The 26,286-nt window shown below is 64.4% G+C and carries 25 protein-coding genes; 19 read left to right on the top strand and 6 right to left on the bottom strand.

Annotated features, from left to right (window positions below):
- Complete coding sequence (locus tag BXY53_RS12735; RefSeq protein WP_119062392.1) at positions 1 to 1,614, bottom strand: GMC family oxidoreductase; 1,614 nt, start codon at positions 1,612 to 1,614, stop codon at positions 1 to 3.
- A 149-nt stretch (positions 1,615 to 1,763) separates the two neighbouring features.
- On the opposite strand from BXY53_RS12735, the gene BXY53_RS12730 reads away from it, so the two are divergent.
- The 9 genes from BXY53_RS12730 (at position 1,764) to BXY53_RS12690 (ending at position 11,509) form a co-directional block, all read left to right on the top strand.
- Positions 1,764 to 3,002, top strand: coding sequence for a TRAP transporter substrate-binding protein (locus tag BXY53_RS12730; RefSeq protein WP_210209241.1), 1,239 nt, complete (start codon positions 1,764 to 1,766; stop codon positions 3,000 to 3,002).
- A gap of 135 nt (positions 3,003 to 3,137) precedes the next feature.
- Positions 3,138 to 3,656, top strand: a complete 519-nt coding sequence (locus BXY53_RS12725; protein WP_119062391.1) for a TRAP transporter small permease — start codon at positions 3,138 to 3,140, stop codon at positions 3,654 to 3,656.
- 10 nt (positions 3,657 to 3,666) lie between these two features.
- Entirely contained in the window at positions 3,667 to 5,082 is a 1,416-nt protein-coding gene (locus BXY53_RS12720) for a TRAP transporter large permease (protein WP_119062390.1), read from the top strand.
- Between the two features lie 9 nt (positions 5,083 to 5,091).
- Positions 5,092 to 5,943: an IclR family transcriptional regulator gene (locus BXY53_RS12715; protein WP_245410471.1), complete on the top strand. Its 852-nt coding sequence runs from the start codon at positions 5,092 to 5,094 to the stop codon at positions 5,941 to 5,943.
- A 212-nt stretch (positions 5,944 to 6,155) separates the two neighbouring features.
- Positions 6,156 to 7,904 (top strand): sulfoacetaldehyde acetyltransferase, encoded by a 1,749-nt coding sequence (gene xsc, locus BXY53_RS12710; RefSeq protein ID WP_119062388.1) that lies wholly within the window; start codon positions 6,156 to 6,158, stop codon positions 7,902 to 7,904.
- A 90-nt stretch (positions 7,905 to 7,994) separates the two neighbouring features.
- Positions 7,995 to 9,008, top strand: a complete 1,014-nt coding sequence (gene pta / locus BXY53_RS12705) for a phosphate acetyltransferase (protein WP_119062387.1) — start codon at positions 7,995 to 7,997, stop codon at positions 9,006 to 9,008.
- 173 nt (positions 9,009 to 9,181) lie between these two features.
- Entirely contained in the window at positions 9,182 to 9,889 is a 708-nt protein-coding gene (locus tag BXY53_RS12700) for an ABC transporter permease (RefSeq protein ID WP_119062386.1), read from the top strand.
- A complete protein-coding gene (locus BXY53_RS12695; RefSeq protein ID WP_119062385.1) occupies positions 9,882 to 10,646 on the top strand; it encodes an ATP-binding cassette domain-containing protein in 765 nt (254 codons plus the stop codon). Before BXY53_RS12700 ends, BXY53_RS12695 begins: the two co-directional genes overlap by 8 nt.
- A 29-nt stretch (positions 10,647 to 10,675) precedes the next feature.
- Positions 10,676 to 11,509, top strand: a complete 834-nt coding sequence (locus tag BXY53_RS12690; RefSeq protein WP_119062384.1) for an ABC transporter substrate-binding protein — start codon at positions 10,676 to 10,678, stop codon at positions 11,507 to 11,509.
- Between the two features lie 106 nt (positions 11,510 to 11,615).
- On the opposite strand, the gene BXY53_RS12685 is transcribed toward BXY53_RS12690, so the two are convergent.
- Genes BXY53_RS12685 through fdhD form a run of 5 tightly spaced genes read right to left on the bottom strand, consistent with a single transcriptional unit; the run spans position 11,616 to position 15,966 of the window.
- The gene (locus BXY53_RS12685; protein WP_119062383.1) at positions 11,616 to 12,494 is read right to left on the bottom strand and encodes a helix-turn-helix transcriptional regulator; all 879 of its coding nucleotides are present in this window, start codon (positions 12,492 to 12,494) and stop codon (positions 11,616 to 11,618) included.
- Between the two features lie 59 nt (positions 12,495 to 12,553).
- Entirely contained in the window at positions 12,554 to 13,825 is a 1,272-nt protein-coding gene (locus tag BXY53_RS12680; protein ID WP_119062382.1) for a molybdopterin molybdotransferase MoeA, read from the bottom strand.
- 36 nt (positions 13,826 to 13,861) lie between these two features.
- Positions 13,862 to 14,395, bottom strand: a complete 534-nt coding sequence (mobB, locus tag BXY53_RS12675; protein ID WP_119062381.1) for a molybdopterin-guanine dinucleotide biosynthesis protein B — start codon at positions 14,393 to 14,395, stop codon at positions 13,862 to 13,864.
- Positions 14,392 to 15,030 (bottom strand): molybdenum cofactor guanylyltransferase MobA, encoded by a 639-nt coding sequence (mobA, locus tag BXY53_RS12670; protein ID WP_210209240.1) that lies wholly within the window; start codon positions 15,028 to 15,030, stop codon positions 14,392 to 14,394. Before mobA ends, mobB begins: the two co-directional genes overlap by 4 nt.
- A gap of 15 nt (positions 15,031 to 15,045) precedes the next feature.
- Positions 15,046 to 15,966, bottom strand: a complete 921-nt coding sequence (gene fdhD / locus BXY53_RS12665; RefSeq protein WP_119062482.1) for a formate dehydrogenase accessory sulfurtransferase FdhD — start codon at positions 15,964 to 15,966, stop codon at positions 15,046 to 15,048.
- A gap of 390 nt (positions 15,967 to 16,356) precedes the next feature.
- Here fdhD and BXY53_RS12660 point away from each other — a divergent pair, with 390 nt between their 5' ends.
- The 10 genes from BXY53_RS12660 to BXY53_RS12615 all read left to right on the top strand — a co-directional run bounded on the left by BXY53_RS12660 (position 16,357) and on the right by BXY53_RS12615 (position 26,102).
- Complete coding sequence (locus tag BXY53_RS12660; RefSeq protein WP_119062380.1) at positions 16,357 to 16,971, top strand: TorD/DmsD family molecular chaperone; 615 nt, start codon at positions 16,357 to 16,359, stop codon at positions 16,969 to 16,971.
- A gap of 66 nt (positions 16,972 to 17,037) precedes the next feature.
- Complete coding sequence (locus BXY53_RS12655; protein WP_119062379.1) at positions 17,038 to 17,235, top strand: twin-arginine translocation signal domain-containing protein; 198 nt, start codon at positions 17,038 to 17,040, stop codon at positions 17,233 to 17,235.
- Between the two features lie 72 nt (positions 17,236 to 17,307).
- The gene (locus tag BXY53_RS12650) at positions 17,308 to 20,202 is read left to right on the top strand and encodes a formate dehydrogenase subunit alpha (RefSeq protein ID WP_119062378.1); all 2,895 of its coding nucleotides are present in this window, start codon (positions 17,308 to 17,310) and stop codon (positions 20,200 to 20,202) included.
- A 13-nt stretch (positions 20,203 to 20,215) separates the two neighbouring features.
- Positions 20,216 to 20,809 (top strand): formate dehydrogenase FDH3 subunit beta, encoded by a 594-nt coding sequence (fdh3B, locus tag BXY53_RS12645; RefSeq protein ID WP_119062377.1) that lies wholly within the window; start codon positions 20,216 to 20,218, stop codon positions 20,807 to 20,809.
- 208 nt (positions 20,810 to 21,017) lie between these two features.
- Positions 21,018 to 22,235, top strand: a complete 1,218-nt coding sequence (locus BXY53_RS12640) for a formate dehydrogenase subunit gamma (protein ID WP_119062376.1) — start codon at positions 21,018 to 21,020, stop codon at positions 22,233 to 22,235.
- Between the two features lie 11 nt (positions 22,236 to 22,246).
- Positions 22,247 to 23,638: a c-type cytochrome gene (locus BXY53_RS12635; protein ID WP_119062375.1), complete on the top strand. Its 1,392-nt coding sequence runs from the start codon at positions 22,247 to 22,249 to the stop codon at positions 23,636 to 23,638.
- A 7-nt stretch (positions 23,639 to 23,645) separates the two neighbouring features.
- Complete coding sequence (locus tag BXY53_RS12630; RefSeq protein WP_119062374.1) at positions 23,646 to 23,834, top strand: DUF6494 family protein; 189 nt, start codon at positions 23,646 to 23,648, stop codon at positions 23,832 to 23,834.
- Positions 23,835 to 23,855: 21 nt separating this feature from the next.
- Entirely contained in the window at positions 23,856 to 24,614 is a 759-nt protein-coding gene (locus BXY53_RS12625; protein ID WP_119062373.1) for a biotin/lipoate--protein ligase family protein, read from the top strand.
- Entirely contained in the window at positions 24,611 to 25,102 is a 492-nt protein-coding gene (locus BXY53_RS12620) for a DUF6505 family protein (RefSeq protein WP_119062372.1), read from the top strand. The genes BXY53_RS12625 and BXY53_RS12620 overlap by 4 nt, the downstream gene beginning before the upstream one ends.
- Positions 25,092 to 26,102 (top strand): DUF6352 family protein, encoded by a 1,011-nt coding sequence (locus BXY53_RS12615; RefSeq protein WP_119062371.1) that lies wholly within the window; start codon positions 25,092 to 25,094, stop codon positions 26,100 to 26,102. The genes BXY53_RS12620 and BXY53_RS12615 overlap by 11 nt, the downstream gene beginning before the upstream one ends.
- Positions 26,103 to 26,286 lie beyond the last annotated feature (184 nt).

The following is a 26,286-nucleotide window of genomic DNA, read 5'->3' as shown; positions in this document are numbered from 1 at the left end:
CTATGCCGTCTGCTTGCGGTCCTCGCGAATCATGTCGGAAGCCTTCTCAGCGATCATGATCGTGGGCGCGTTGGTGTTGCCGGAGGTGATGACCGGCATGATCGATGCGTCCACCACGCGCAGCCGGTCCAGCCCGCGCACGCGCAGGCGCTCATCCACCACGGCCATCGGGTCCGGCCCCATCTTGCAGGTCCCGACGGGGTGATAGATCGTTTGAGAGATCTGGCGCGCGGCGTCCAGCAGTTCCTGGTCGCTCTGCGCCGCTTCGCCCGGCAAGGTCTCGCGGACAACGAAGGGCTGCATGGCTTCGGCGCCCGCCAGATCGCGGCCCACGCGCATCCCCGCCACCGCCGTCTCCCGGTCATGCTGCGTGGCCAGGTAGTTCGGGTGGATGGCCGGGTAGGCCGTCGGGTCGGGTGATCGCACCGCGATATGCCCGCGGCTTTCCGGCCGAAGCTGGCAGACCGAAAGCGTCACGCCGGAATAGGGGTGCATCTCGATCCCCGGCTTGTCGGCGCTCAAGGGCTGGAAGTGGAACTGGATGTCCGGCGTTTCCAGCTCGGGCCGCGTACGCGCGAAGATGCAGACCTGGCTCGCACCCATCGCCATCGCGCCGCGCCGGAGCAACACGTATTGCAGCCCGATGCGCATGCGCAGGAAGAAGTTGTTGATCTCGTCGTTCAGCGTCGGCTCGCTGACCTCGTAGACCATGCGGATTTGCAGGTGGTCCTGGAGGTTCTGCCCGACGCCGGGCATCTCGTGCGCAACGTCAATTCCGGCGGCGCGCAGGGTCTCGCCCGGCCCGACGCCCGAAAGCTGCAGGATTTGCGGCGAACCGATCGCACCGGCGCTCAGGATCACTTCGCCGCCGGGGCGCAGGCGCGCCTCGCGCGGCTGCCCTCGCTGGAAAAAGGCGAGACCGGAGACGCGGCGGGGCTCATCCGGATCGAACAGCAAATGCCGCGCATGGGCGTGCGTGATCACAGTGAGGTTCTTGCGCTTGCGGGCCGGGCGCAGATAGCCGACGGCCGTGGAGCAGCGCCAGCCATTGCGCGCCGTCAGCTGGAAATAGCCGGCCCCTTCCTGTGTTGCGCCGTTAACGTCGTTGTTGCGGGGGATGCCGATCTCTTCGGCCGCGTCGATCAGGGCGTGGCAAACCGGACGGTGAACGCGCATGTTGGACACGGAGATCGGCCCGCCGACGCCGTGATAGTCGTCCTCGCCGTTCTCCTGGTCCTCGGCGCGTTTGAAATAGGGCAAGACATCGGCATAGGACCACCCCGCGTTGCCGAGCTGGCGCCAGTGGTCATAGTCCTGCGCCTGGCCGCGGATATAGAGCAGGCCGTTGATCGAACTGGAGCCGCCCAGCGTCTTCCCGCGCGGCCATTCCAGCGATCTCCCGTTCAGGCCGGGATCCGGCTCGGTCTTATAGCACCAATCCGTTTGGGGATTGTGCATGGTCTTGAAGTAGCCGACCGGCACATGAATCCACGGATTGCTGTCCTTCCCGCCCGCTTCGAGCAGCAGAACCCGGCACTTGCCATTCTCTGTCAGTCGATTGGCCAGCACGCACCCCGCGGAGCCGGCGCCGACGATAATGTAATCGTATTCCATCCCTGCTTTATCTTTGTTGGACCGGGGTTCGGTCGGCGGCGTTAATTCCGCTTGAATCGCTTTTTGGCTTGGCATAAAAATGAGACTGTCAGTATCAAAATTATAACACCCCCGCCCGGACGGGCAATCAGAAACTTGGGAGGAAACCCGTGAAGACAATCTCTGAAAAGCTCCAGGGCATCTCGCGCCGCGACCTGCTCCGCCTGACAAAGCAGTTCGGCATCACCTCGACGATGCTCGCGGCCGGCAGCCTGACCGGGGCCGTCACGTTCTCGCGCCTTGCCGAGGCGGCCAACTCGACCTACGAAAAGCGCTTCAAGACGCCGGCCAAATATGAGTGGAAGTTCGGCGCGGCTGGCTTCAACGAGCAGAACCTGCTGATCGAGCGCGCGGGCTGCCTGCAGTTCGTCCGCGACCTGGAAGAGCGCACGGATGGTGCCATCCGCATCGAGTTCATTGGTTCCAATCAGATCTGCGGCCAGCTCGACTGTGTGAAGAAGACCCAGCAGGGCATCACTGACGTGTTCTCCGCCTCCACCCAGAACTCGGCGGGCGGCGCGCCGTATTACAACGTGCTTGACTATGCCTACATGTTCCCGAGCCGGGCGTCGCAGTACTACTTCCTCTATCACCCGGGCAGCCAGAAGGTGCTTCGCGATCCGTTGCGCGAGCGTCACGGCATCCACTTCCTGTTCAGCCACGCGGAACTGCGCGGCATCCAGCTCGGCCTGAAGTGGAAGGATAAGCCGCTGGTCACGAGCGTGAAGGACCTCGCGGGCACGAAGAACCGTGTGACCGGCACTCAGCTCGGCCGCATCGCCATGGAGCTGATGGACCTCAACCCGACGCCGATTGCCTGGGAAGAGACGCTGGACGGCCTCAAGCAGGGCCTGATCGACGGCGCGGAAACCTGGGCTGCGGCCGTGGCCTACGCCAACATGTCGCCGGTGGTGTCCCAGTGCGTGAACCTGGGCTTCTTCTGCGGCACGGAGCATACCGCGATGAGCGCCTCGAAGTTCGACGAGCTGCCGGGCAACCTCCAGGACGCGGTCATGGAATCGGCCTATCTTGCGCAGGTCTACGTCCAGCACGCCAACGAGGCGTCGCTTGTCAACACGGTCGGCTTCTCCGATCCGCAGCTGCCCGACACGCTGTTCGCCAAGAACAACACGCGGGTGGCGATGCTCACCGATGAAGCCCGCCGCGAAGCCGAAGAGATGTGCTCGCCCGAGTTCAATCCGGAGCCGTGGGCACAATGGCGCGAGCGGCTCGACAACTGGGCCGGCGGCATGGACACCTACAAGTTCATCTACGACATCGCACGCGAAATCCCCAAGGATACGCTGGCGGAGAATGTCGAGCCACGTCGTTGGTGGCTCTCGGCTTAAAGTCCCAAAGCGGAGCCGGTGGGAGGGGCTCCGTCGCGGGCGCCTCCCCCTTCCATGACCCAACTTGTCTCAAGATAGCCGCTGCGACTTGCGGCGCCGCGCCAGGAGTGATCCGCGCGACGAGGGGCATCGCTCATGTTCGTTCTCAGATGGCTCGATAACAACGCCGAAAAGACCATCATCCTCATCAGCTACGTGGTGATGGCGGGGATCATCTTCGTTGAGGTCATCCGCCGGTTCGTCTTCAACGAGCAGGCGCCCTGGAGCAGCACGATCCCGGTCTATCTGTTCCTGTGGGTGGTGTGGGCCGGCTGCGCGCAGAACGTCAAGCTGCGCACGCATCTGCGCTTCGAGGAGTTCCGCTCCCGGTTCGGCTATACCGGCCAGTTCGCCTGCCTGATGCTGGATGCGGTCCTGTGGATCGTCTTCTCGCTGATCGTCATCTACTACACGGCCGAACAGGTTCAGCTCAGCCGGCAGAACTTCGCGATCGTGCCCGGCACCAACGACACCATGCAGTGGTGGTTCTACCTGGCGACGCCGGTGTGCTTCTCGCTTCTCATCATCCGCGTCCTCCAGAATGTCTGGCGCGACATTGCCTGTTATCGCCAGCGGCAGCCCTTCAACCTGCCCAGCAACATCATGGCCGATTGAGGGGGCGAAGATGGACGAAGGAACGCTGATCCTGCTGGTTTCGCTGGGCGTGATGGGCCTGTTTCTCCTGGGCGTGCCGATCTTTCTCGTCATCGGCTTCTGGGTGATCGGCGTCAGCCTGGTGATCGACTTCACGCTCGCCAATCTCGGCGTGACGCTTTACGAGGGGCTCAACTTTTTCGGGCTGCTGGCCCTGCCGCTGTTCATTCTGACCGGCGACCTCATCAACGGCGCCGGGATCGCCAAGCGATTATCGGATTTCGCCTATTCGGTGCTAGGCTGGCTCCGCGGCGGGCTGGCGATGGCCGCGCTGGGCGCGTGCGGCATGTTCGCGGCGATCTCCGGTTCGAACTCGGCGACGACTGCCGCGATCGGTTCGATCATGCACCCGGAGATGACCAAGGCCGGCTATGACAAGAATTTTGCAGCGGCGACGGTGGCCGCTGGCGGCACGGTCGGCATCATCATTCCGCCGAGCATCATCTTCATCGTCTACGGCTTCCTGATGAACCTGTCGATCAGCGACCTGTTCATCGCCGGCCTGTTACCCGGCGCGCTGATGGTGATCGCGATGCAGCTTGCCACCTGGTACGTCTGCCACCGCAACGGGTGGGGCCAGCTCGTGCCGATCTATCCCAAGCGCATCATCAAGACCGCGCTGAGCGCCTGGCTCGGCTTCTTCGCGATCGGCCTCGTGCTGTGGGGCATCTACACAGGTGCGTTCTCGCCGACGGAGGCAGCGGGCGTCACGGCAGGCTTCTGCATGATCGCCGGGCTGCTGAGCTTCCCGATCCACCGCTACCTGATCTCGCCGCGGCAGAAGGCGCGCACGGCGGGCCTGAACGATCTCGAAGCCGACCTTGAGGCGATTGATAACCGCAGCTTCGCCGGCAGTCTGATCGTCGAGGGCTTCAGCCCGGCCCGGCTGCCCCGGCTGATCCTTCGCTCGGGGCAGATCACCGGCCTGCTCGCGCCGCTGATCGCCGTTTCGGTCGTCATGCAGCAGATCCTTACGCTGCTGGGCGCCGAAGCGTTCGTCACCGGGCTGATCAACCAGCTCGGCGGGTTCTATCCGGTCCTGTTCGCGTGCATGATTATCGTCATGGTCGTCGGCACGCTGCTCGAAAGCCTGCCGGTGACGATCATTCTTGCGCCGATCCTGGCACCGATCGCGGCGGGCATCGGCGTCGATCCAGTGCACTTCTCGGTGATCTTCCTCGTGGGTGCAGCGATCGGCTTCGTCACGCCGCCTTACGGGCTCAACCTCTATGTTGCCAGCGGCATCACGGGCATCCCGTATTTCCAGATCGTGCGGCACATCCTGCCGTTCCTGTTGGCCCTGATAATTGCATGGCTGATCATCGCGCTGGTTCCACAGCTATCGCTGGGGTTGCTGGCGCATGAAGGTGCGGGCGTGTTTCAATAGGTGAGACCGATGGGACCGGCCAAGACACTGGTCAGCGCAACCGGAGCGGATATGGACCGAACGCCCGAAAAGGACGGGGAGCACGTGCCGACCGGCGTGCGTTCGCTCTACATTCTGGAGGCGCTCGCCAGGGCCGGGACGCCTTTGACGCCCACCGACATCAACGAGACGCTTGGCCTGCCGAAGCCGACCATTCACCGCCTGTGCAAGCGGTTGGAGCATGAGGGCTTTCTGGAGAAGGACCTCGACGGTCGCCGCTACCTGCCCGGCAAGCGCCTGCGCACAGTGGCGCGGGACGTGCTCGGCTTCAACCGCTTTCTGCAGGCGCGGCAGGCCGTGCTGAGGCGACTGTCCGAGCGGGTCGGGGAGACCTGCAATATCACCCTGCCGGAAGAAGGCGGCATGGTCTATCTGGAGCGCATCGAGACGCGCTGGCCGCTGCGCGTTCAGCTTCCCGTCGGCTCGCTGGTCCCGTTTCACTGCACGGCGAGCGGCAAGCTGTATTTGTCCAGCCTGCCGCCGGCACGGCGCGAAAACCTCGTGCGCACGCTCGACCTGACAGCACATGCGCCCAACACGATCACCGATCCCGAGGAGCTGCTGACCGCGCTCGAGGCCGTCGCGCAGACGGAGATAGGTACCGACAAGGAGGAATTCGTCGAGGGCATGGTGGCGGTCGCCGTACCGATCCTTGATGACAGCGAGCGGCTTGTGGCCACGCTCGCCATGCACGGGCCGACGCAGCGGATGAGCCTGGATGACGCCCTGGCCTTGATCGACCCGCTGCGCGAAGCCGCCAGCGAACTGTGCGGGTTGATGCCGGCGGATGATGCTGATCGCGGTCACGGCTCAGCGGCATAAGCAAAGGCAGTGTTCAGCGGTACGGAGAAGGACGCGACACGAGAAAATGAACACATTTTCATTTTTGGCTGCACGGGCGTAAACGCCGTGCTATAACCAGCCGAAATGTCCGAGCGTGGCACATGGGGATGGGCCGTTCGGATGTGCGGCACCGGGCCATCAGTCCCGAAACGATCGAGGAACGTGTAAAGGCAGGATAAAGGACTTTTTTCATGACACGTATGACCCCGAGCGAAGCATTTGTCGAAACTCTGGCGGCCAATGGCGTGACCGAAGTGTTCGGCATCGTCGGCTCCGCCTGCATGGACGCGCTGGACCTTTTCCCGGCCGCGGGCATCCGCTACATCCCGACCGTGCATGAGCAGGGCGCGGGCCACATGGCCGATGGCTATGCCCGCGTCAGCGGCCGTCACGGCGTGTGCATGGCCCAGAACGGTCCGGGCATCACCAACTTCGTCACCGCCATCGCGGCGGCCTACTGGGCACACACGCCGGTCGTCTGCATCACGCCAGAAGCGGGCTCCATGGGCATGGGGCTTGGCGGCTTCCAGGAGACGAACCAGCTTCCGATCTTTTCCGAGATCACCAAGTACCAGGGCCATGTGAATCACCCCGCGCGCATGGCGGAGATCACCGGCCGCTGCTTTGACCGCTCAATGCTCAAGATGGGTCCGGCGCAGCTCAATATTCCGCGGGACTTCTTCTACGGCGAAGCGGATTACGAGATCCCCGAACCGATCCGTGTCGAGCGCGGTCCCGGCGGCAGGGAGAGCCTGGAAAAAGCCGCACAGCTTCTGGCCAAGGCGAAGTTCCCGGTCATCCTGTCGGGCGGCGGCGTCATCAACGCCGAAGGCGTCGAAGCCTGCATCCATCTGGCCGAGCATCTGAACGCGCCGGTCGTGACCAGCTATCTGCACAACGACGCCTTCCCGGCAAGCCACCCGCTATGGGCCGGCCCGCTCGGCTATCAGGGGTCCAAGGCCGGCATGAAGCTGATCGCGCAGGCCGACGTTGTGCTTGCGTTGGGCAGCCGCCTTGGCCCGTTCGGCACGCTGCCGCAGCACGGCCTCGACTACTGGCCGAAAGACGCGGAGATCATCCAGGTCGACGCGGACCCCGAAATGCTGGGGCTGGTCAAGAAGATTTCCGTGGGGATCAACGGCGACGCGAAGGCCGCGGCCGAGGCGCTCTACGAGGGCCTGCAGAACCGCGAGCTTGCCTGCCGCACGAATGAGGCGGAGCGCCTGGCCACGATCAAGGCTGAGAAAGAGGCCTGGGAAGAAGAGCTTTCCAACTGGAAGCATGAAACCGACCCCTACAGCCTCGATATGATCAAGGCCGAGCCGGACATGATGCATCCGCGCGAGATGCTGCGCGAGTTGGAAAAAGCCATGCCGGCGGATGCGGTCGTTTCCACCGACATCGGCAACATCTGCTCGGTGGCGAACAGTTATCTCCGCTTTGACCGCCCGCGCTCGATGCTGGCGGCGATGAGCTTCGGCAACTGTGGTTACGCCTTCCCGGTGGCCATCGGCGCGAAGGTCGCGCAGCCGGAGCGTCCGGCGGTCGCCTATGTCGGCGAGGGCGCCTGGGGCATGAGCTTCGGCGAGATCCTCACCTGCGTGCGTGAGAACATCCCGGTCACCGCGGTGGTGTTCAACAACCGCCAGTGGGGTGCGGAGAAGAAGAACCAGGTCGACTTCTATAACCGCCGCTTCCAGGGCACCAATCTGGAGAACCCGAGCTTCGCCGAAATCGCCAAGACCATGGGCGCCGACGGCCACCGTATCGAGAAGCTTGGCGATGTCGGCCCGGCGCTGCGCGCGGCCTGCGAGGCCCAGAAGGATGGCAAGACCACCGTCCTGGAAGTCATGGTCAGCCGCGAGCTGGGCGATCCGTTCCGTCGCGACGCCCTCAAGAAGCCTGTGCGCTACCTCGACAAGTACAAGGCTTACGCGTAAAAAAGCCTTAACCATTCAAGATGCGCGCCCGCCGTCCCCCGCGGATGGCGGGCGCTTCCATACGTCCGCCAGCAGGCTGGAGCCACTCGCATGAAGCCTTTCGACGATCTTCTTGAACGCGCGCGCGCCAACCCGAAGCATATCGTCCTGGCAGAGGGCGAAGACCCACGCATTGTGCAAGGGGCTGTTCGTGCGGTGCGCGAGGGGCTCGCGCGAGTCACGCTTCTCGGCGATGAATCGACCGTACGCGAGGCGATCGCTGCCGAAGGCGGCGATGGTCTGGGCATCCAGGTGGTCGATCCGGCCAAGTCACCGGATTTCGACAATTTCGCCGAACTGTTCTGCGAGATGCGCCGGCACAAGGGGATGGACCCGGAGTCGGCCCGCGCGACGATGCGTCAGCCGCTTTACTTCGCCAACATGATGGTGCGCGGTGGTCAGGCCGATGGCACCATCGCGGGCGCGGCTAACACGACCGCCGATACCGTGCGCGCGGCCATTCAGGTCATCGGCGTGGGCAAGCGCTATGACATGGTCTCAAGCTTCTTCATCATGATGCTGTGCGAGCCGCACCACGAGTCGCCGCGCGGCGCGGTGATCTTTGCCGACTGCGCCCTGGTGGTGGCGCCGGACGCCGCCCAGCTCGCCCAGATCGCCCAGGCCTCGGCCGACAGCGCGGCGGAACTTCTGGGCATGGATCCGCGCGTGGCGATGCTGTCCTTCTCCACACGGGGCAGCGCGGCGCATGAACTGGTCGACAAGGTCAGCCAGGCAACAGAGATGGTCCGTGCCGCGAGGCCGGACCTGGTCGTGGACGGCGACATCCAGCTCGACGCGGCGCTTGTGCCTGAGATCAATGCCAGCAAGGCGCCCGGCTCGCCGCTTGAAGGCCGGGCCAACGTGTTTGTCTTTCCCGGGCTGGAAGCCGGCAATATCGGCTACAAGCTCTCCGAGCGGCTTGGCGGCGCCAAGGCGATCGGCCCCATCCTGCAGGGCCTTGCCCGCCCTGCCAACGACCTCTCGCGCGGCTGCTCCGCCGAAGATGTCTACCGCCTCATCGCGGTGACGGTGGTCCAGGCGCAGGCAGCCGACAAGACGGCCTAAGACCACAGTTTCCTTTCGGAAAATCGAAGTTCGTCATCCGGGCGGCGCGTCGCGCGCACGCTGGCGATAGCGCGCGACTTCCCGCGCATGGCGGCCTGGATCGGCGTTGCGCCTGCGCGCACGATGGTGCAGAATGCGCAAGTCTGCACTTTGTGCGTAAGGAATGCATAATTATGCAGGATTACGGAGATGCGCTCTGGCTGGCGCTCGGGCTGCTGGTCTCGGGCGACCCTGAGCTGCTGGAGATCATCGCGCTTTCCCTCCGCGTCAGCCTCAGCGCCATGGTGATCGCGTGCATCATCGGCTTCCCGCTCGGCGCGATCGTTGCGATCAGCCGCTTTCCCGGGCGGGGCGCCGTGCTGGTGCTTATGAACACGCTGATGGGGCTGCCGCCGGTCGTGGTGGGTCTGGTGGTCTATCTGGCGCTGTCGAACGCGGGGCCGTTCGGCTGGCTTCAGCTTCTCTATACGCCCACCGCGATGATCATCGCGCAGACCATCCTCATTACGCCCATCATCGCGGCGTTGTCGCGCCAGGTGATGGAGGACCTGCACAACGAATATGCCGAGCAGTTCCGTTCGCTCGTCGTGCCCCGGTTCACGGCGATGGGCGCGCTGATCTGGGATGCCCGGATTTCACTGCTGACGGTCGCGCTCGCAGGCTTCGGCCGCGCCACGGCGGAGGTGGGCGCCGTCATCGTCGTCGGCGGCAACATCAAGCATCTGACGCGCGTCATGACCACCACGATCGCGCTCGAAACCCAAAAGGGCGAGCTGGCGCTCGCGCTCGCGCTGGGGGCTGTGCTGATGCTCATCGCCATCACCGTCAACGCGCTCGTCATGTCGCTGCGCGCAACCGCGTCGAGGCCCGCCTATGCTTGAGGCGCAACGCTTTGAGGCCGATGTCGCGCGGCTCGCTGATGCCGCGCCGGGGCAGGCGCTGTGCCACGCCAGCGACCTGACTTTCACGATCGACGGCAAGACCCTCGTCGATCACGTCAATCTCACGCTGGCTGACGACACCTTCACCGTCATCATGGGCCCCAACGGGGCGGGCAAGAGCCTGCTGGTGCGGCTCCTTCACGGGCTGATCCCGCCGACGGAAGGGCAAATCCTGTGGGCCGGCGAGCCCATGACGCCGGACATCCGCAAGCGTCAGTCGATGGTGTTCCAGCGGCCCGTTTTGCTGCGCCGCTCGGTCGCCGCGAATATCGACTTTGTGCTGCGCCTGAGGGGGCGTGCGGACAAGGCGCGGCGGCGTGAAATCCTTGAAATGGTCGGGCTGGCCGACCGTGAGCGCCAACAGGCGCGCTTGCTTTCCGGCGGTGAGCAGCAGCGCCTTGCGCTGGGCCGCGGGCTCGCCACCGACCCTGAGGTCCTTTTTCTTGATGAACCGACTGCCAGTCTCGACCCGGCTTCCGTGCTGATGATCGAACAGATCGTCACCAAGGCGCGGGAAGAGCGGGGTGTGAAGATCATCTTCATCACCCACGACATGGGCCAGGCCAGACGGCTGGCCGAAGATGTCATCTTCATGCATCGCGGCAAGCTGGTCGAGCACACCCCGGCGGAGCGGTTCTTCAATGAGCCGGTGTCCCGTGCGGCGCGTGACTACGTCGCCGGGCGGATTGTTTTGTAAGCCCAAGAAAGAAGGAGGAACGTGAAACGATGAAGAAGATGTTCATGAGCGTGCTGGCGGGCGTTGCGCTCGCGCTGGCGACAGCCGTCAATCCGCTGGCGGCCGAGGACTCCATCATCGTCCAGTCGACGACCTCGACCCAGAACTCCGGCCTCTACGACCACATTTTGCCGATGTTCGAGGAAGAGACCGGCATCAAGGTCAATGTCGTCGCGGTCGGCACGGGCCAGGCGCTGGAGAACGGCCGCCGGGGTGACGGCGATGTCCTGCTCGTGCATGCCAAGCCGGCGGAAGAAAAGTTCGTCGCGGAAGGCTACGGCGTCGAGCGTTATGACGTGATGTACAACGACTTTGTCATTGTCGGCCCGGCGGACGATCCGGCCGGCGTGAAGGGCATGGACGACGCCCCCGCTGCGCTTGCCAAGATCGCCGAGGAGCAGGCCGCATTTGCCTCGCGCGGCGATGACTCCGGCACGCACAAGAAGGAGATGAGCCTGTGGGACGTTGCCGGCGTCGATCCCACCAGGGCCAGCGGCACCTGGTACCGCGAAACCGGCTCGGGCATGGGCGCGACGCTCAACACCGGTGTTGGCATGGACGCCTATGTGATGACCGACCGGGCGACCTGGATCAGCTTCGGCAACAAGGGCGACCATGAAATTCTGGTCGAGGGCGATCCGTCGCTGTTCAACCAGTACGGCATCATCATGGTGAACCCGGAGAAGCATCCGAACGTGAACGTGGAGGCCGCGCAGAGCTTCATCGACTGGATCCTGTCGGAGGAAGGCCAGAGCGCCATCGCGTCCTTCGAGGTGCAGGGCCAGCAGCTCTTCACTCCGAATGCCGACAGGGGCGAGGGCTAACGACGCTCTGACGCTCGCTAAACCAACGTCATTGCGAGCGTAGCGAAGCAATGCAGCGTCGTGCACTTGGCTGGATTGCCGGGCCTCGCAATGACAAAGTTGCCGTTCAGGCGCTGTTGAAGTGGACCGTCCCGAAGCCGGAAACGTCATAGCCGCCCAGATCAGCGGCCTTTTCGGCGAATTCGGGCCGGCGGCAGAAGCTCAGCAGGGTCTGGAACGGCGGGTCGAACCAGGCGCGCCGCGACACCAGCAGGTCGAAGCGTTCCGAAATCAGCGGGACGAAGGCCAGCCGGAAGCGGCGCGCCAGACATTTGAGGCCAAAGGCGGCGTCGGCCTTGCCGTCGACGACAGCCAAAACCGCGTCGGCCTCGCTGCGGGCCGGCGCGATGAGTTCGATGTCGTCGTGCTTCAGGCCGGCTTCAGCGCGCAGCGTCTCGAAGAGCGTCTGGCTGCCGGTCTCCGCCGCGCGCGGGGCAAAGACACGCCCCTTCAGATCGGCCAGTTCGCGCACCTCAGCCGCCAGCGTTTCGGGCAGGATAAGCCCGCGCTGGCGCCAGGCCCACTCCACCAGCACGCAATCCCCCTCGGCAAAGCGCGCCGACGCCGTCTCGGTGTTCCAGCCACCCGCCTCATGAATATGCAACCCGGCTGCTATGCCTTCACCACGCGCAAACCGCTCGAGCCCGTCGTGGCTGCCGCCAAGAAAGCTCGCCAACTGAGCGCGGGATTCGAGCAGTGCCCATTCCAGCAACGGGTCATGGCTGCCCAGCACCACGTTCGGCCGCGCAACGCGCGGGGCGGCGGAAAACTGGCCCCCCTCGCCCTGCAGCCAGGCCTCCACCTCCCGACGGGGGAACAAAAGCTTGCCGAGCGCGCGTGAACAGGGGATCGCGCCGCTCGCGGCCAGGTCATAGACCTTGCGCTCCTTGATGCGCAGAAGCGCGGCGACCTCCTTGGTGGTCAGGTATTCCTGCTGCTCGGCCATTGACGTATCGTGTGCACTGTCCTGCAGAATGTCTTTCTCAGCCGAAAATTATGCACCCATCAAGGCCGGACACCGAACTCGGTGAAGGGGATGAAGGCGATGGGATCGCCCGGCGCGATCTCGGTGGTCTTTTCGGGCAGTTCGATCAGCCCGTCCGCTTCCCGGAGCGAGGTGATGAGCCCGGAGCCGGTGCGCTCATAGTTGCGCGCGCGCAGCTCGCCCTCGGTCTCGTCCAGCATACCGCGGATGAATTCGCGCCGCCCCGGCTTCTTCGTCATCGCGAAAGCGGCGGGCATGGTGTACCGCCGCGCCCGGCGCCAGCCCGCGCCGCCGAGACTCTGAATGAGCGGATAGACATAAAGCAGGAAGCAGACGAACGCCGCGACCGGGTTGCCCGGCAGCCCGACGATCGCACTCCCGCCGATCCGACCGGCGCAGATCGGCCGGCCGGGCTTGATCGCCACCTGCCACAGGCTGACTTCGCCGGCGGCGTGAAGCGTGGCGGTCAGGTGGTCCTCCTCACCCAGGCTGGCGCCGCCCGAGCTCAGGATCAGCGGATAGTCCGCCGCCGCCTCCTTTAGCCGGCCTTGCACGGCCTCGCGGCTGTCGGGCAGAACGCCGAGGTCCGTGATCTCCGCGCCGGCGAGATCAGCCAGCGCCTCCAGCATTGCCGCGTTGGAATCGTAGACCGCACCTGGACGGAACGGATCGCCGGGACGCAGGAGTTCATCGCCGCTGGAGAACAGCCCAACCCGCACGCGCCGATAGCAGCGCGCCTCCGCAAAGCCCAGCGACGCGATCGCGGCAATGTCCTGGGGGCGCAGCAGGCAGCCGGGGCGCAGCAGGGTCTGGCCGGCCCGGACGTCCTCGCCCGCCTTGCGCCGGTTCGCGCCCTGTTTCAGTCCCGGCGGGATGTTGACGCCATCGCCGTCGTCGTAGGTGTCCTCCTGCATGGCGACCGTATCGGCGCCGTCGGGCATGACAGCACCTGTAAAGATGCGTGCGGCGGTCCCCCGGTCCAGGGCGCCGTCGAGTGGGTGACCGGCGGCGATGCGTGCGCTCACTGGCAGGTCGGTGCCGTTTTCCGGGTCGTAATCGCTGAATGCAAACGCGTACCCATCGACCGCCGCGTTGTCATGCGCGGGAATGTCGCGCGGCGCGCTGATCGGCGCAGCCAACACGCGTCCGCAGGCCTCAACCAGCGGCAGTGTCTCAGTCGGGGCCACGACGCCGAGCGCATCAGCCAGCATCCGCGCGCGCTCAAGCGATTCCTCGAAGGGCATGCGCGTCGGGTTCGCCTCGAAACAGTCGTCACGGGACATTTTCGTCATGGGCGGTTCGGCAGGATTTCGCGCATCGCGCGCATTTCATATCTGCGAGAGATTGGCAGCGTCCGGGGCCAAACGCAAATGCGCGATGATGAAATCGGCGATGCCGGAGATATCGTCGCGCCGGAAATGCGGGCGTGGATCGTCCTGCGGGTCGTCGGCGGCGAGGGCCACGATGTTCGGCGCGATCTCGTCCATGGGGCGGGTGTCAACCGCCTCGGCACTGCGCACCTCCAGCTTGGGATGTGGCGCGCGCTTGAAACCCTCCACCACCACAAGGTCATTGCTGGCCAGCCGTGGCAGCATGTCTTCCAGGCTCGGTTCGGGCTCGCCATCGCGCAATTCGTGGATCAGCGCCCAGCGGCGGGCCGAGACGATGGCCACCTCGTTCGCGCCGGCTTCGCGGATGGTGTGCGAGTCGCGGCCCGGATGGTCAATGTCGAAGGCATGATGCGCGTGCTTGATGACGCCGACCTTCAGGCCGCGCCCGCGCAGTTCCGTCACAAGCCGGGCGACCAGCGTTGTCTTGCCGGAGTTCTTCCAGCCCGTGATGCCGAACACTGCGGGGGTCACGATGGCATCTCCACGATGCGCTGCGCGCGCTCCAGGTCTTCCGGTGTGTTGGCGTTGAAGAACGGGTCAACGTCCCCGTCCGGCCCGTCGATCATGTCGAAGGATACGGTGACCGTCGTGTGCCGGTCGGTCCAGTCGAGAATCTTGCGCGTGCCGGCTTCGAGTGCGCTGCGCAGATCGCCGATCAGGGCCACCGGCCAGAGCGAGAAAACCGGATGCTCGCGCCCGCCCGATGCTGCCATGGCGATCGCCGGGTGGTGGGGCTGCGCTGCTTCGAGCAGGCGGGCGACATAATCGCGCGGGAAAAAGGGCGTGTCGGAGGCCGCTGTGGCGATCCAGCGCGCGCTTGGCCGGTTGCGCCGCGCCCATTCCATGCCCGCGAGCACACCGGCCAGCGGTCCGGCATAGCCCGCTATAGGATCCGGCACGACATCCAGTCCGAACGCGGCAAAGCGCGCCGGGTCACCATTGGCGTTCAGCACAAGCGCGTCGGTCTGCGGCGCGAGCCGCTCGATGGCGTGGGTCAGCAGCGGCTTGCCCGCCAGTTCCAGCAGGCATTTGTCGCCCCCACCCATGCGCCGCGCCAGCCCACCGGCCAGCAGCACGCCGATGACGGGGTCGTCCCTCTCGGACACGCGTCTTTCTCCTGTCTAATGATCGGGGCGGCTGCCCTTGCGCCGCAGATGTTCCGGTTCGGCCGGGGCGTTTTCGGGCGGGGCGTCGAAAACCACACGCTCCTGACCCGACAGCACGACGAAGCGCTGGCCGCGCATCCGCCCGATGAGCGTCAGGCCGGCTTCACGCGCCAGTTCCACGCCCCAGGCGGTGAAGCCCGAGCGCGAGGCCAGTACCGGAATGCCCATCTTCACCGTCTTGATGACCATCTCGCTGGTCAGCCGCCCGGTGGTGTAGAACAGCTTGTCGTCCGGCTTGATGCCATTCAGGAACATGTAGCCGGCGATCTTGTCCACCGCGTTGTGACGGCCGACGTCCTCGACGTACAGAAGCGGTTTGTCGCTCTGGCACAGCACGCAGCCGTGGATGGCGCCAGCCTTCAGATAGAGCGAGGGGGCCGTGTTGATCTTCTTCTGCAGGGCGTAAAGCTCGGAAGTGCGCACGCGCGCGTTCTTGCTCAGCTCGATCTCGTCGATCTGCTCCATCAGGTCACCGAAGACGGTGCCCTGCGCACAGCCGGAGGTCTGTGTCTTCTTGCGCAGCTTGTCCTCGTAATCCGTCTCGCGCGCGGTTCGGACCACGACCGTCTCGATGTCGTCGTCGTAGTCGATGCCGATGATCTCGTCGTCCTGGCGCAGCATGTTCTGATTAAGCAGATAACCGACCGCGAGCAGCTCGGGGTAATCCCCGATGGTCATCATGGTCACAATCTCCTGCCCGTTCAGGAACAGGGTCAGCGGCCGCTCCGTGACGACGGTGGTCTCGACCTTCGCGCCGGTATGATCGATTCCCGTCACCGGCACTGACAGCCGCTCATCCTCCGGGTCTGGCCGGACCGTGAACTCATCCGGCTCGGAATTGCGCGGCGCGATCGCCTGAACGTCTGCGTGGGACATGCCGGAAAACTCTCTGTTTTTGTGGTCCATGTGGCCCCCGGGACGCCTCTGCGGCCGGGGCTTTCATCTGGCGGCATCATAGCAGGATGGTGCCGGCGTGCCCTTATTATACGAAAGTCTGATGGGCTGGGGTGATCCAGGTGAATGCCTATCTGTTGGGCGCTCTGCCTACCGCCAAACCATTGATTTGCTTCATGTCAATCTGCCACCACACCATAAGTTTCACTCCGGGGCGTTGAAAATCAAGGGTTTGACCCATGTGTCAGCCAAACCATCCGCTTGCCAAGATGACGATACTGTGTAAGCTTCTTGAATTAGAGTTAGAACAATTCCGCCCTTTCGAGTGGCAAGAGGGTGGGTGCGACAATGAATCAGGCCGTATCGAGGAATATGAGTCCATCGGACAACACCGGGAGCGCGGTGCAGCAGATTGCGCCGGAAGACGAGTCCCGCGCCGCGATCTATGCGATGCTGGCCAAGCTGCTCTCGGCGCCGCCCAGCTCGGAGCAACTGGCCGATCTCGCTAAGCTCCAGGGCAGCGACACTGATTTCGGCCAGGCTATCGCCAAACTCTCCCAGGCCGCGCGGGACACGACCGTCGAACAGGAAGACGACGCCTACCACGACCTGTTCATCGGCCTGACGCGCGGCAAGCTCTTGCCGTACGGCTCCTATTACCTCACCGGATTTCTGCACGAAAAACCGCTTGCGCGCCTGCGCAATACGATGGCGCAGCTCGGCATCGAGGCGAACCCCGACGAGAAGGACCCGGAGGATCACATCGCCTCCGTGCTCGACATGATGGGCGGGTTGATCCGCGGGGATTTCGGCCAGCCCGTGCCGGTAGCGCAGCAGCGGATTTTCTTTCAGGAACACGTGCAGTCCTGGGCACCGTATTTCTTCCGCGACCTGGAAAAGGTCGAGGATTCCAAGCTTTACGCCGCGATCGGTACCGTCGGCCGCGTCTTCCTAGAGTTGGAAGAGGCGGCTTTTTCGATGGACTGACGGTCGTGGCGTGAAGGCGCGTTCGTTGCGTTGGGCCGTTCGCGCAAACTGCAAGGAGGAAGACCGATGGGTGAGAAGAAGAGCGAACTCCGCTCTGACCGCCGCGACTTCCTGAGGCTCGCGGGCCTTGGGGCGACGGCGGGCGCGGTTGCTGTGGCGACCGGCGCAAGCACCGAGGAGGCCGAAGCGGCCGAGCCCTCGAAAGGCGCCGGTTACCGGGAAACCGCGCACATCCGGCAGTACTACAAGCTGGCTTCGTTCTAGGTCGGTTTGAGTCTGTTGTCCTGGGCCGGACGGGTTCGTCCGGCATGATCGAAACGTGAGGAAGGAAACGTCATGCTGAAGAAGAAAAACGGGGTTGCGACTGGCTCCCGTTTGTCATCAGCGCTTGCTGCGATGGCAGATGGCGCCGTGGACCGGCGTACATTTCTGCGCCGCTCGGGCCTGGCCATCGGCGGCCTGGCCGCAGCGACCACGCTGTCTACGGGCCGCGTCAAGGCGGCGGAGGGCGTCGGTTCGAGCGACGCGCCGATCGAGATCAAGAAGTCCGTTTGCACGCACTGCTCGGTTGGCTGCACGGTCCTCGCCGAGGTGCAGAACGGCGTCTGGGTTGGGCAGGAGCCCGGCTTCGACAGCCCGTTCAACATGGGTACCCACTGCGCCAAGGGCGCTTCGGTGCGCGAGCACGCGCATGGCGAGCGCCGGCTCAAGTACCCGGTCAAGCTGGTTGACGGCAAGTGGAAGCGGGTCAGCTGGGAGCAGGCGATCAACGAGATCGGCGACAAGATGCTCGAGATCCGCGAGAAGTCCGGCCCGGACTCGGTGTATTGGCTGGGCTCGGCGAAGTTCAACAACGAGCAGGCCTATCTGTTCCGGAAATTCTACGCCTTCTGGGGCACCAACAACGGTGACCATCAGGCGCGTATCTGTCACTCGACCACGGTCGCGGGTGTGGCGAACACCTGGGGCTATGGCGCGATGACGAACTCCTACAACGACATCCATAATTCGCGCTCGATCATCCTGTTCGGCTCGAACCCGGCCGAAGCGCATCCGGTGTCGCTGCTTCACTTGCTGAAGGCGAAGGAGGAGAACAACGCGCCCTTCATCGTTTGCGACCCGCGTTTCACCCGCACGGCCGCGCACGCGACCGAGTATGTGCGGTTCCGTCCGGGCACGGACGTTGCGCTAGTCTGGGGTATCCTCTGGCACATCTTCGAGAATGGCTGGGAGGACCGCGACTATATCCGCCAGCGCGTCTGGGGCATGGATGAAATCCGCAAGGAAGTCGCGAAGTGGAACCCCGACGAAGTCGAGCGCGTCACTGGTGTTCCCGGCTCGCAGCTGCGCCGGGTGGCCCGCACGCTGGTGAACAACCGCCCGGGCACGCTGGTCTGGTGCATGGGCGGCACGCAGCACACCAACGGCAACAACAACACCCGTGCCTACTGCGTGCTCCAGCTGGCTCTCGGCAACATCGGCAAGCCGGGCGGCGGCGCCAACATCTTCCGCGGCCATGACAACGTTCAGGGCGCGACGGACCTTGGCGTGCTGTCCCATACGCTGCCGGGCTACTACGGCCTGAAGAAGGGCTCGTGGCAGCACTGGGCGCGCGTCTGGGATGTCGACTACGAGTACCTGAAAGGCCGCTTCGCCTCGCAGAAGCTCATGGAGTCCAAGGGCATCCCTGTCAGCCGCTGGGTGGACGGCGTGCTCGAGGACAAGGCCAACATGGACCAGCAGGACAACCTGCGCGCCATGGTGTTCTGGGGTCACGCGCCGAACTCGCAGACTCGCGGCCCGGACATGAAGAAGGCGATGGAGAAGCTCGACCTGCTGGTCGTGGTGGATCCGTTCCCGACAGTGTCTGCGGTCATGCACGACCGGAAAGACGGCGTCTACCTGCTCCCGGCGTGTACGCAGTTCGAGACCTACGGCTCCGTGACGGCCTCCAACCGCTCGCTCCAGTGGCGTGAAAAGGTTGTCGAGCCCCTGTTCGAGTCGCTGCCGGACCACACGATCATGTACAAGTTCGCGAAGAAGTTCGGCTTCGACAAGGAGATGTTCAAGCACATCAAGGTGAACGGGGAAGAGCCGCTCGTCGAGGACATCACCCGCGAGTTCAACCGCGGCATGTGGACCATTGGCTACACGGGCCAGTCGCCCGAGCGCCTGAAGGCTCACATGAAGTACCAGCACCACTTCGACAAGACGACGCTCCGTGCGAAGGGTGGTCCTCTGGATGGCGAGTACTACGGCATGCCTTGGCCGTGCTGGGGCACGCCGGAGATGAAGCATCCGGGCACTGCGATCCTCTACAACCCGCAGCTGCCGGTCTCCGAAGGCGGTCTGTGCTTCCGTGCCCGCTTCGGCGTCGAGGCGCCGGAAGAGTGGGGCGGCGGCAACCTGCTCGCCGAAGGCGCTCAGGAAGGCTCGTCCTACCCGGTTGGCTCCGAGATCAAGGACGGCTATCCGGAGTTCACCATGGCCATGCTCAAGAAGCTTGGCTGGGACAAGGACCTGACCGACGAGGAACGTCAGACCATCGAAGCGATCGCCGGTGACAAGACGAACTGGAAGACCGACCTGTCGGGCGGTATCCAGCGCGTCGCGATCAAGCATGGCTGCGCGCCGTTCGGCAACGCCAAAGCCCGCACGGTGGTCTGGAACTTCCCGGATCCGATCCCGCTGCATCGCGAGCCGCTTTACACGCCGCGTCGCGATCTTCTGCCGAAGTATGCCACCTATTCGGACCGGCAGATGTATCGTCTGCCCACCCGCTACGCCTCGATTCAGGAAACGGACTTCTCCAAGGATTATCCGATCATCCTGACGTCGGGTCGTCTGGTGGAATACGAAGGCGGCGGCGACGAAACCCGCTCGAACCCCTGGCTGGCCGAGCTGCAGCAGAACATGTTCGTCGAGATCAACCCGATCGACGCGAACAATCTGGGCATCCAGGACGGCCAGATGGTCTGGGTTGAAGGACCGGAGAAGGGCAAGGTCAAGGTCCAAGCCATGGTCACCGAACGCGTCGGACGTGGTGTGGCATTCATGCCGTTCCACTTCGGCGGCTGGTTCCAGGGCGAGGACCGGCGCGCGAAATATCCCGAGGGCGCCGATCCGTACGTGCTCGGTGAGGCGTGTAATACGGCCCAGACCTACGGCTACGACTCGGTCACCAACATGCAGGAGACCAAGGCCACGCTGTGCAAGATCTGGCTGGCTTAGGGAGGATTCGTAAATGGCTCGAATGAAGTTCCTTTGTGACGCTGAACGCTGCATTGAGTGCAACGCCTGCGTCACGGCTTGTAAGAACGAAAACGAGGTGCCGTGGGGCATCAACCGCCGCCGGGTGGTGACCATCAATGATGGTGAGCCTGGTGAACGGTCGATCTCGGTCGCCTGCATGCACTGCTCCGATGCGCCGTGCATGGCGGTCTGCCCGGTCGACTGCTTCTACCAGACCGATGACGGTATCGTCCTGCACTCCAAGGACCTGTGCATCGGTTGCGGTTACTGCTTCTACGCGTGCCCGTTCGGCGCGCCGCAGTTCCCGCAGGCGAGCAATTTCGGTTCCCGCGGCAAGATGGACAAATGCACCTTCTGCGCCGGCGGTCCGGAGGAGGACATGTCTGCGGTCGAATTCCAGAAATACGGCCGCAACCGCATCGCGGAAGGCAAGCTGCCGCTGTGCGCCGAGATGTGCTCGACCAAGGCGCTGCTGGCGGGTGACGGCGACCAGGTCGCCGACATCTACCGCAAGCGCGTCGTGGCCCGCGGCTTCGGCTCCGGCGCCTGGGGCTGGGGACGTGCCTATCCGGGTCAGTCCGGCTAAAGGACGTCTCGCCTTATCGACCGAAAAAGCGGGGCGGTCCCAAGCGGGGCCGCCCCCATCATCTGGCCTATCGCCACCCGAAGCCGGCAAGAGGCCAGAGGAATGCGCCCGCAGGCGACGCTCGGCTTGCGAGAGGCGAGCGCGGGTTGACCGGGCGGTCAGTTTCCCGTCCTTGGAACAAGGTTTGTGAACCCCACAAGGTGTGTCCATGCAACGAATTGGTTTGACCAGGTTTGGCGCTGTCCGCCTCCTGAGTTTTCTCGTGCTCGCGGCGCTGCTGCTCGGTACTGTCGCCGCGGACTCGGCCAGCGCACAAAGCGTGCGGCCGCCGTCTGACGCAACGACGAATGTGGTCCCCGGCCAGCCGGGTGATCCGGAAAGCTCGCGTCCGCCGCAACGGTTCGAGAAGGGGCCAGAAGCCCGCGAGGTATTTGGAAACACGCAGGGCGAAGTTTCCGATGCGGATTTCTGGAGCAAGCTGCGCCACGGCAGCGAGGGCTACACCGCCGTTACTGGCCCCGGCGGGCAGGCCGGGCTGGCCATCCAGAGTACTGGCGAGAGCTGGCGCCAGTTCCGCAACACCGAGCTTGCAACCTACGGCTGGTGGGGGCTGGCGGCGATAACCGCGTTGTGCCTGCTCTACTACCTGATTGCCGGGCCGATCCGCATCGAGGCCGGGCGTAGCGGCAAGGTCATCGAACGTTTCGCCTTTGCCGAGCGCACCGGTCACTGGGTGCTGGCCATCTCCTTCATTGTCCTGGCGCTCACCGGGCTCAACATGCTCTATGGCCGTGCCACGCTCATGCCCTTGATCGGCAAGGACGCATTCGCGGCGCTGACGCTGGGGGGGAAGTGGGCGCATCACATCTCCGCAGCGTTCTTTGCTGTCGGCCTGGTGTGGATCACGCTTCAATGGATCCGCTACAACATTCCTGACTGGACGGACGTCAAATGGCTGGCGATGGGCGGCGGCTTTTTCTCGAAAGGCGTGCACCCGCCGGCCAAGAAGTTCAACGCCGGCCAGAAGATCATTTTCTGGCTCGTTGTTCTCGGTGGCGTGTCCGTGACCCTTTCCGGAATTGCGCTGCTGCTGCCGTTCGAGTTCGCGATGTTCGCCAAGACCTTCGCCGCGATCAACAGCGTGTTCGGCACCGAACTTCCGACGCAGCTCTCGGCGATGGAAGAAATGCAGCTCAGCCAACTGTGGCACACGATTGTGGCGCTCTTCCTGACAGCCGTCATCATCGCGCACATCTATATCGGCTCGATCGGTATGGAAGGCGGCTTTGAGGCAATGGGCTCCGGCAAGGTCGATCTCAACTGGGCCAAGGAACACCACAGTCTTTGGGTCAAGGAGATCGCGCAGGGAGACATCGAACAGCCCAAAGGCACCCCCAGTGGTGCCCAGCAGCAACCGGCTGAGTAGCGTCCCGGGTGATGCGCGCTCTGGCGTTCAAAGCGTCGCGCTGGCTGTCGGGAATATTGGTCGCCGCCGTTGTCCCCCTGGGGCTTGCGACGGCGGCCGCGCAGGACAAACCCGACGCCAGCGGCACACGCAATCTCGTTGGCCATGGCGGGCCGGTGCGTGGCCTGGCGATTGCGGACGATGGTCGTCACGCGCTCACCGCCAGCTTTGATTACGCCGCGATGTACTGGGACCTTGGCGCGAAACCGCCCAAGGCGGTCCAGCGGCTGATCGGCCATGACGGTCCGGTCAACGAGGCTGTCTTCGTGCCGGGCGGTCAGGCGCTCACGGGCAGTGACGACGGTACACTTGCCCTTTGGGATCTGGACACCGGCGAGATCGTGCACCGCTTCGAGGGCCATGACGCGAAGGTCGTCGACGTCGCGGTCTCGCCCGATGGCGAGCGCGCGGCAAGCGCAAGCTGGGATCGCACGGTCCGCCTGTGGCGTATTGCCGATGGCAAACTGATCGCGGAACTCAAGGGCCATACCGGACCGGTCAACGCGGTCGGCTTCTCCGAAAATGGCGAACACCTGTATTCCGGCAGCTATGACGGCAGTATCCGCCTCTGGCACGCTGACGGAAGCGAAGCCACCGCGATCCGTCCGGTCGTCGAATACGGCTGGGGCATCAATGCCATGCGGCTTTTGCCGGGCGCGCGCATCGCCTTTGGCGCGCAGAACGGCGATGTCCGGGTGATCGACAGGGACGGCAACGAGATCAAGGTGCTCGCGCCTCACGAAGGGCCGGTGCTGTCACTCGCGGTGTCGCCGGAGCGTGACGTGCTCGCGACGGGGGGCGCGGACGGCATGATCCGTCTGTGGCAGACAGACGACTGGGCGGTGGGGGAGACCTACAGCAACCCGACTGGCCCGGTTTGGGCGCTGGCGTTCAAGAGCGCCGGCGAACTCTACTATGGCGGGCTGGACGACTTCGCCATCTACTGGCGCGCCAACCCGCGCGAACCGTTCGAGCCGGTGCCGAGCAAGTATCCGCGGCGCTTCCAGGTGAGTGGCGAGATGTCCCTGGGCGAGCGCCAATTTGCACGCAAGTGCAGCGTGTGCCATACCCTGACGCCAGCGGACGGCAACCGGGCCGGCCCGACGTTATATGGCATTTTCGGGCGCAAGGCCGGGGCCCTGCCGGATTATCCCTACTCCGAGGGCTTGAAAGACGCCGATATCGTCTGGAATGAGGAGACGATCGGCGAACTGTTCGACAAGGGGCCCGACCACGTCACCCCCGGTTCGAAGATGCCGCTTCAGGTGATAACCGACGAGAAGAAGCTTGAGGCGCTGGTGGCCTTCCTCAAGAAAGCGACACGCAAGACCGAGGACGCCGAGCGCCCGGCCGAACGACAATAGGTGTGATATGGATGAAGACCGTCTGAACATGGCGATCCGCAAGTTCCTCAAGGAGGTCGGCGTGACCTCACAGCGCGAGATCGAAGAGCTTGTGCGCGCGGGTAAGACCGGCGACAAGCTCAAGCTCCGCATGACGCTGACCGCCGAGGGGACCGATCTGGAGCACGTGGTCGAAACCGAGATCGACGTGAAATAGCGACTCAGGGCCCTTACCAGCATGGTGCACACGGAGATCGAGTTTCCGCCGCTTCTGACCGGCCATCCTTTCCCCGCCACCGAGCCGCCGATGCGCGTGGCGTGCGAGGGCGCTGCGGCCGGGCGCTTCGGTGCCGGCGACGTGATTTGGAGCCTGGAAGAGGCGCATGCGGGCCTGGCTATCGTGCTGGAGCCGGATGTCCCGCTGACGCGGGCGCTGGAGATGGTCCCGCTCGGCGTGGTGGCTTGCGGAGACTGTCTCGCCGCGCTTGCCCCGCCCAAGGTCGCCATCACCTTCGGCTGGCCGGGCCTGATTTATGCCAATGACGGGGCAGTCGCGCAGGTCAGTGTCGCGGTGGACCGGGCTGCCACCGAGGACAGCGTCCCGCAGTGGCTCGCCCTAGGGCTTGAGGTGCGTCTGACGCAGCGTCCGGGCGAGCCGGAACCGGGCAACGATCCGAGCGTGACCACGATGGCCGAGGAGGGCTGCCCGGAGCTTACAGCCGAACAGCTCATCGAATCCTATTCCCGCCACTTCCTGACCTGGCTCGACACCTGGAACACCGAGGGCTTCGCGCCTATCCACAACGCCTGGGAACAGCGCGCCGACCACCGAGAGCGGACGTTTGCCGATGCCGGTGGCGGCGCTGGGGTGACGGGCGCTTTCGTTGGACTGGACGAGCACGGCAACCTCATTCTCAAGCGGGATGACGGCAAGCATGTCTCGTTGCGTCTGCTGGACGCCGCCGCGCGCTGGCCGGAGGAGACGGCGCTGCAATGAAGTTCGCGCGCACGATTCGCTTCGACAATTCCGACGACAACGTCTTTCCTCAGGCCGCGCAACCGGGCGAGTGGGCGATTTCCGGCGCTTTCGCCTTCGCGGACCTGCCCCCGGATGCACTGATCGGCAAGGAACGGCAGGCTTTTGCGAACGGGTTTCTGGGTCTTAGCTCGTTCGGCCGCTCGACCTTCGTCGTTGCCGCAACGATCACGCCGGAGCAGCTCGAAGCGGCCGAGAGCGTGCTTGCGCGCCATCTGCTCAGCGAATACGGCGCGCCGAACCTCGCCGCTGCCCTCGAAGCCGCGCGCGAGGAAACGGCCTTCATCAGCGACCTCTGCGCCGAGGTACGCCCGGGCGTCATCTTCGCGGTGTCGCGAAGCGTCAACGAGGCGGGCGAGATCGAGGAGTCGTTCCGCAAGATCGACCAGCCGCAGAGTGCGCCGCTGGTCCCCACGCAGATCTGGGGTATCGAGAGCGATGACGGGTAGGGATTTCTGGCGCTCTGCCGGCCTGCATCTGACCGAGCCGGACGCGCAGGGCTGGCTGCGCGTTACGCCGGACTACCTGCGCGCGTACTATCTGCGCCCGGAGATCCACCCAATCGAGGAATCGTGTGATGCCGAGCGCCGTCTCTTCGAGGCGCTGATGGAGGACCCGTTCCGGAATGTCAGCGAGGCTGAGCTGGAGGCGATGGCCGACCCGGACGCGCGCGAGAACTACCGTGCGGTCCTGCGCTTTCGCGAGCATCTGACCGAGTCGGGCACGGTGGAGGGCGCTTATCTCTCGCTGTTCACGAGCGGGCAGGTGAATGTGCCGCCGCTGTTTCTCGATCAGATGGCGCATCTGACCCTGCGGCACATCCTGCGTGACTGTGACGATCCTTTCCGGCTGCGCGCAGCCGAGATTTTCTTCCGGGACCAGAACGTCAATGTCGACGAGGGCCGGGTTATGCTCGCGGATCAGGAGATCGTCGAGATGCGCGCGCAGTCCGGCGCGCCGGGTCAACTCGTGCTGGCGGAGTTGTCGCGGGGCGGGCAGGTCGAGATGGACGTGCTCGGCGAGCAGAACCAGGATCAATACTGGGAGCGCTCGGAGCAATTCGACTTCGTGGTCGATTTCCGTTTCGGCCAGCCGGCCATCGACGCTTTCGCCCGCGTGGTCGAGGCTTGGATCCGCCACTTCCTGAAGGTCGAGGTCCGCGTTCAGCCGCGCACGGCAATCCAGAACGAGGACTGGCGCTGGCATATCGGGCTGGACACGCAGGCCACGGCGCTTTTGAACGCGCTTTATCGCGGCGAAACGCTGGAGCCGGACGCTGAAGCGCGGATCATCGCCCTCTTCGATATGAGGATCCCGGATGAGACCGTTGTTCTGGAGCAGGCGCGCGGCCAGCCGATCCACCTGGCCATGGCTATGACGCCGGACAAGCGCCTGAAGATGAAGCCGCAGAACCTGCTGTTCAACCTGCCGCTTATCTCGAAGAATTAGCGAGTCGCCCGAATAAGGTCATTGCGAGCGAAGCGGAGCCGCAGGCCGGCGCGAACGCGACGACGCAATCCAGCGACGTGCCTCTTAGTTGGATCTACCATGTTTTGAGCATGGCGTGATCGCGCAGTTTGGCGTTGGCAATGGTGATGAGTTTGCGCATGACGGCGGTCAGGGCGATGAGCGG

The organism is Dichotomicrobium thermohalophilum, from assembly GCF_003550175.1.
In the GTDB taxonomy this organism is placed as follows: domain Bacteria; phylum Pseudomonadota; class Alphaproteobacteria; order Rhizobiales; family Rhodomicrobiaceae; genus Dichotomicrobium; species Dichotomicrobium thermohalophilum.
This window is presented reverse-complemented; position numbering and strand designations above follow the sequence as displayed.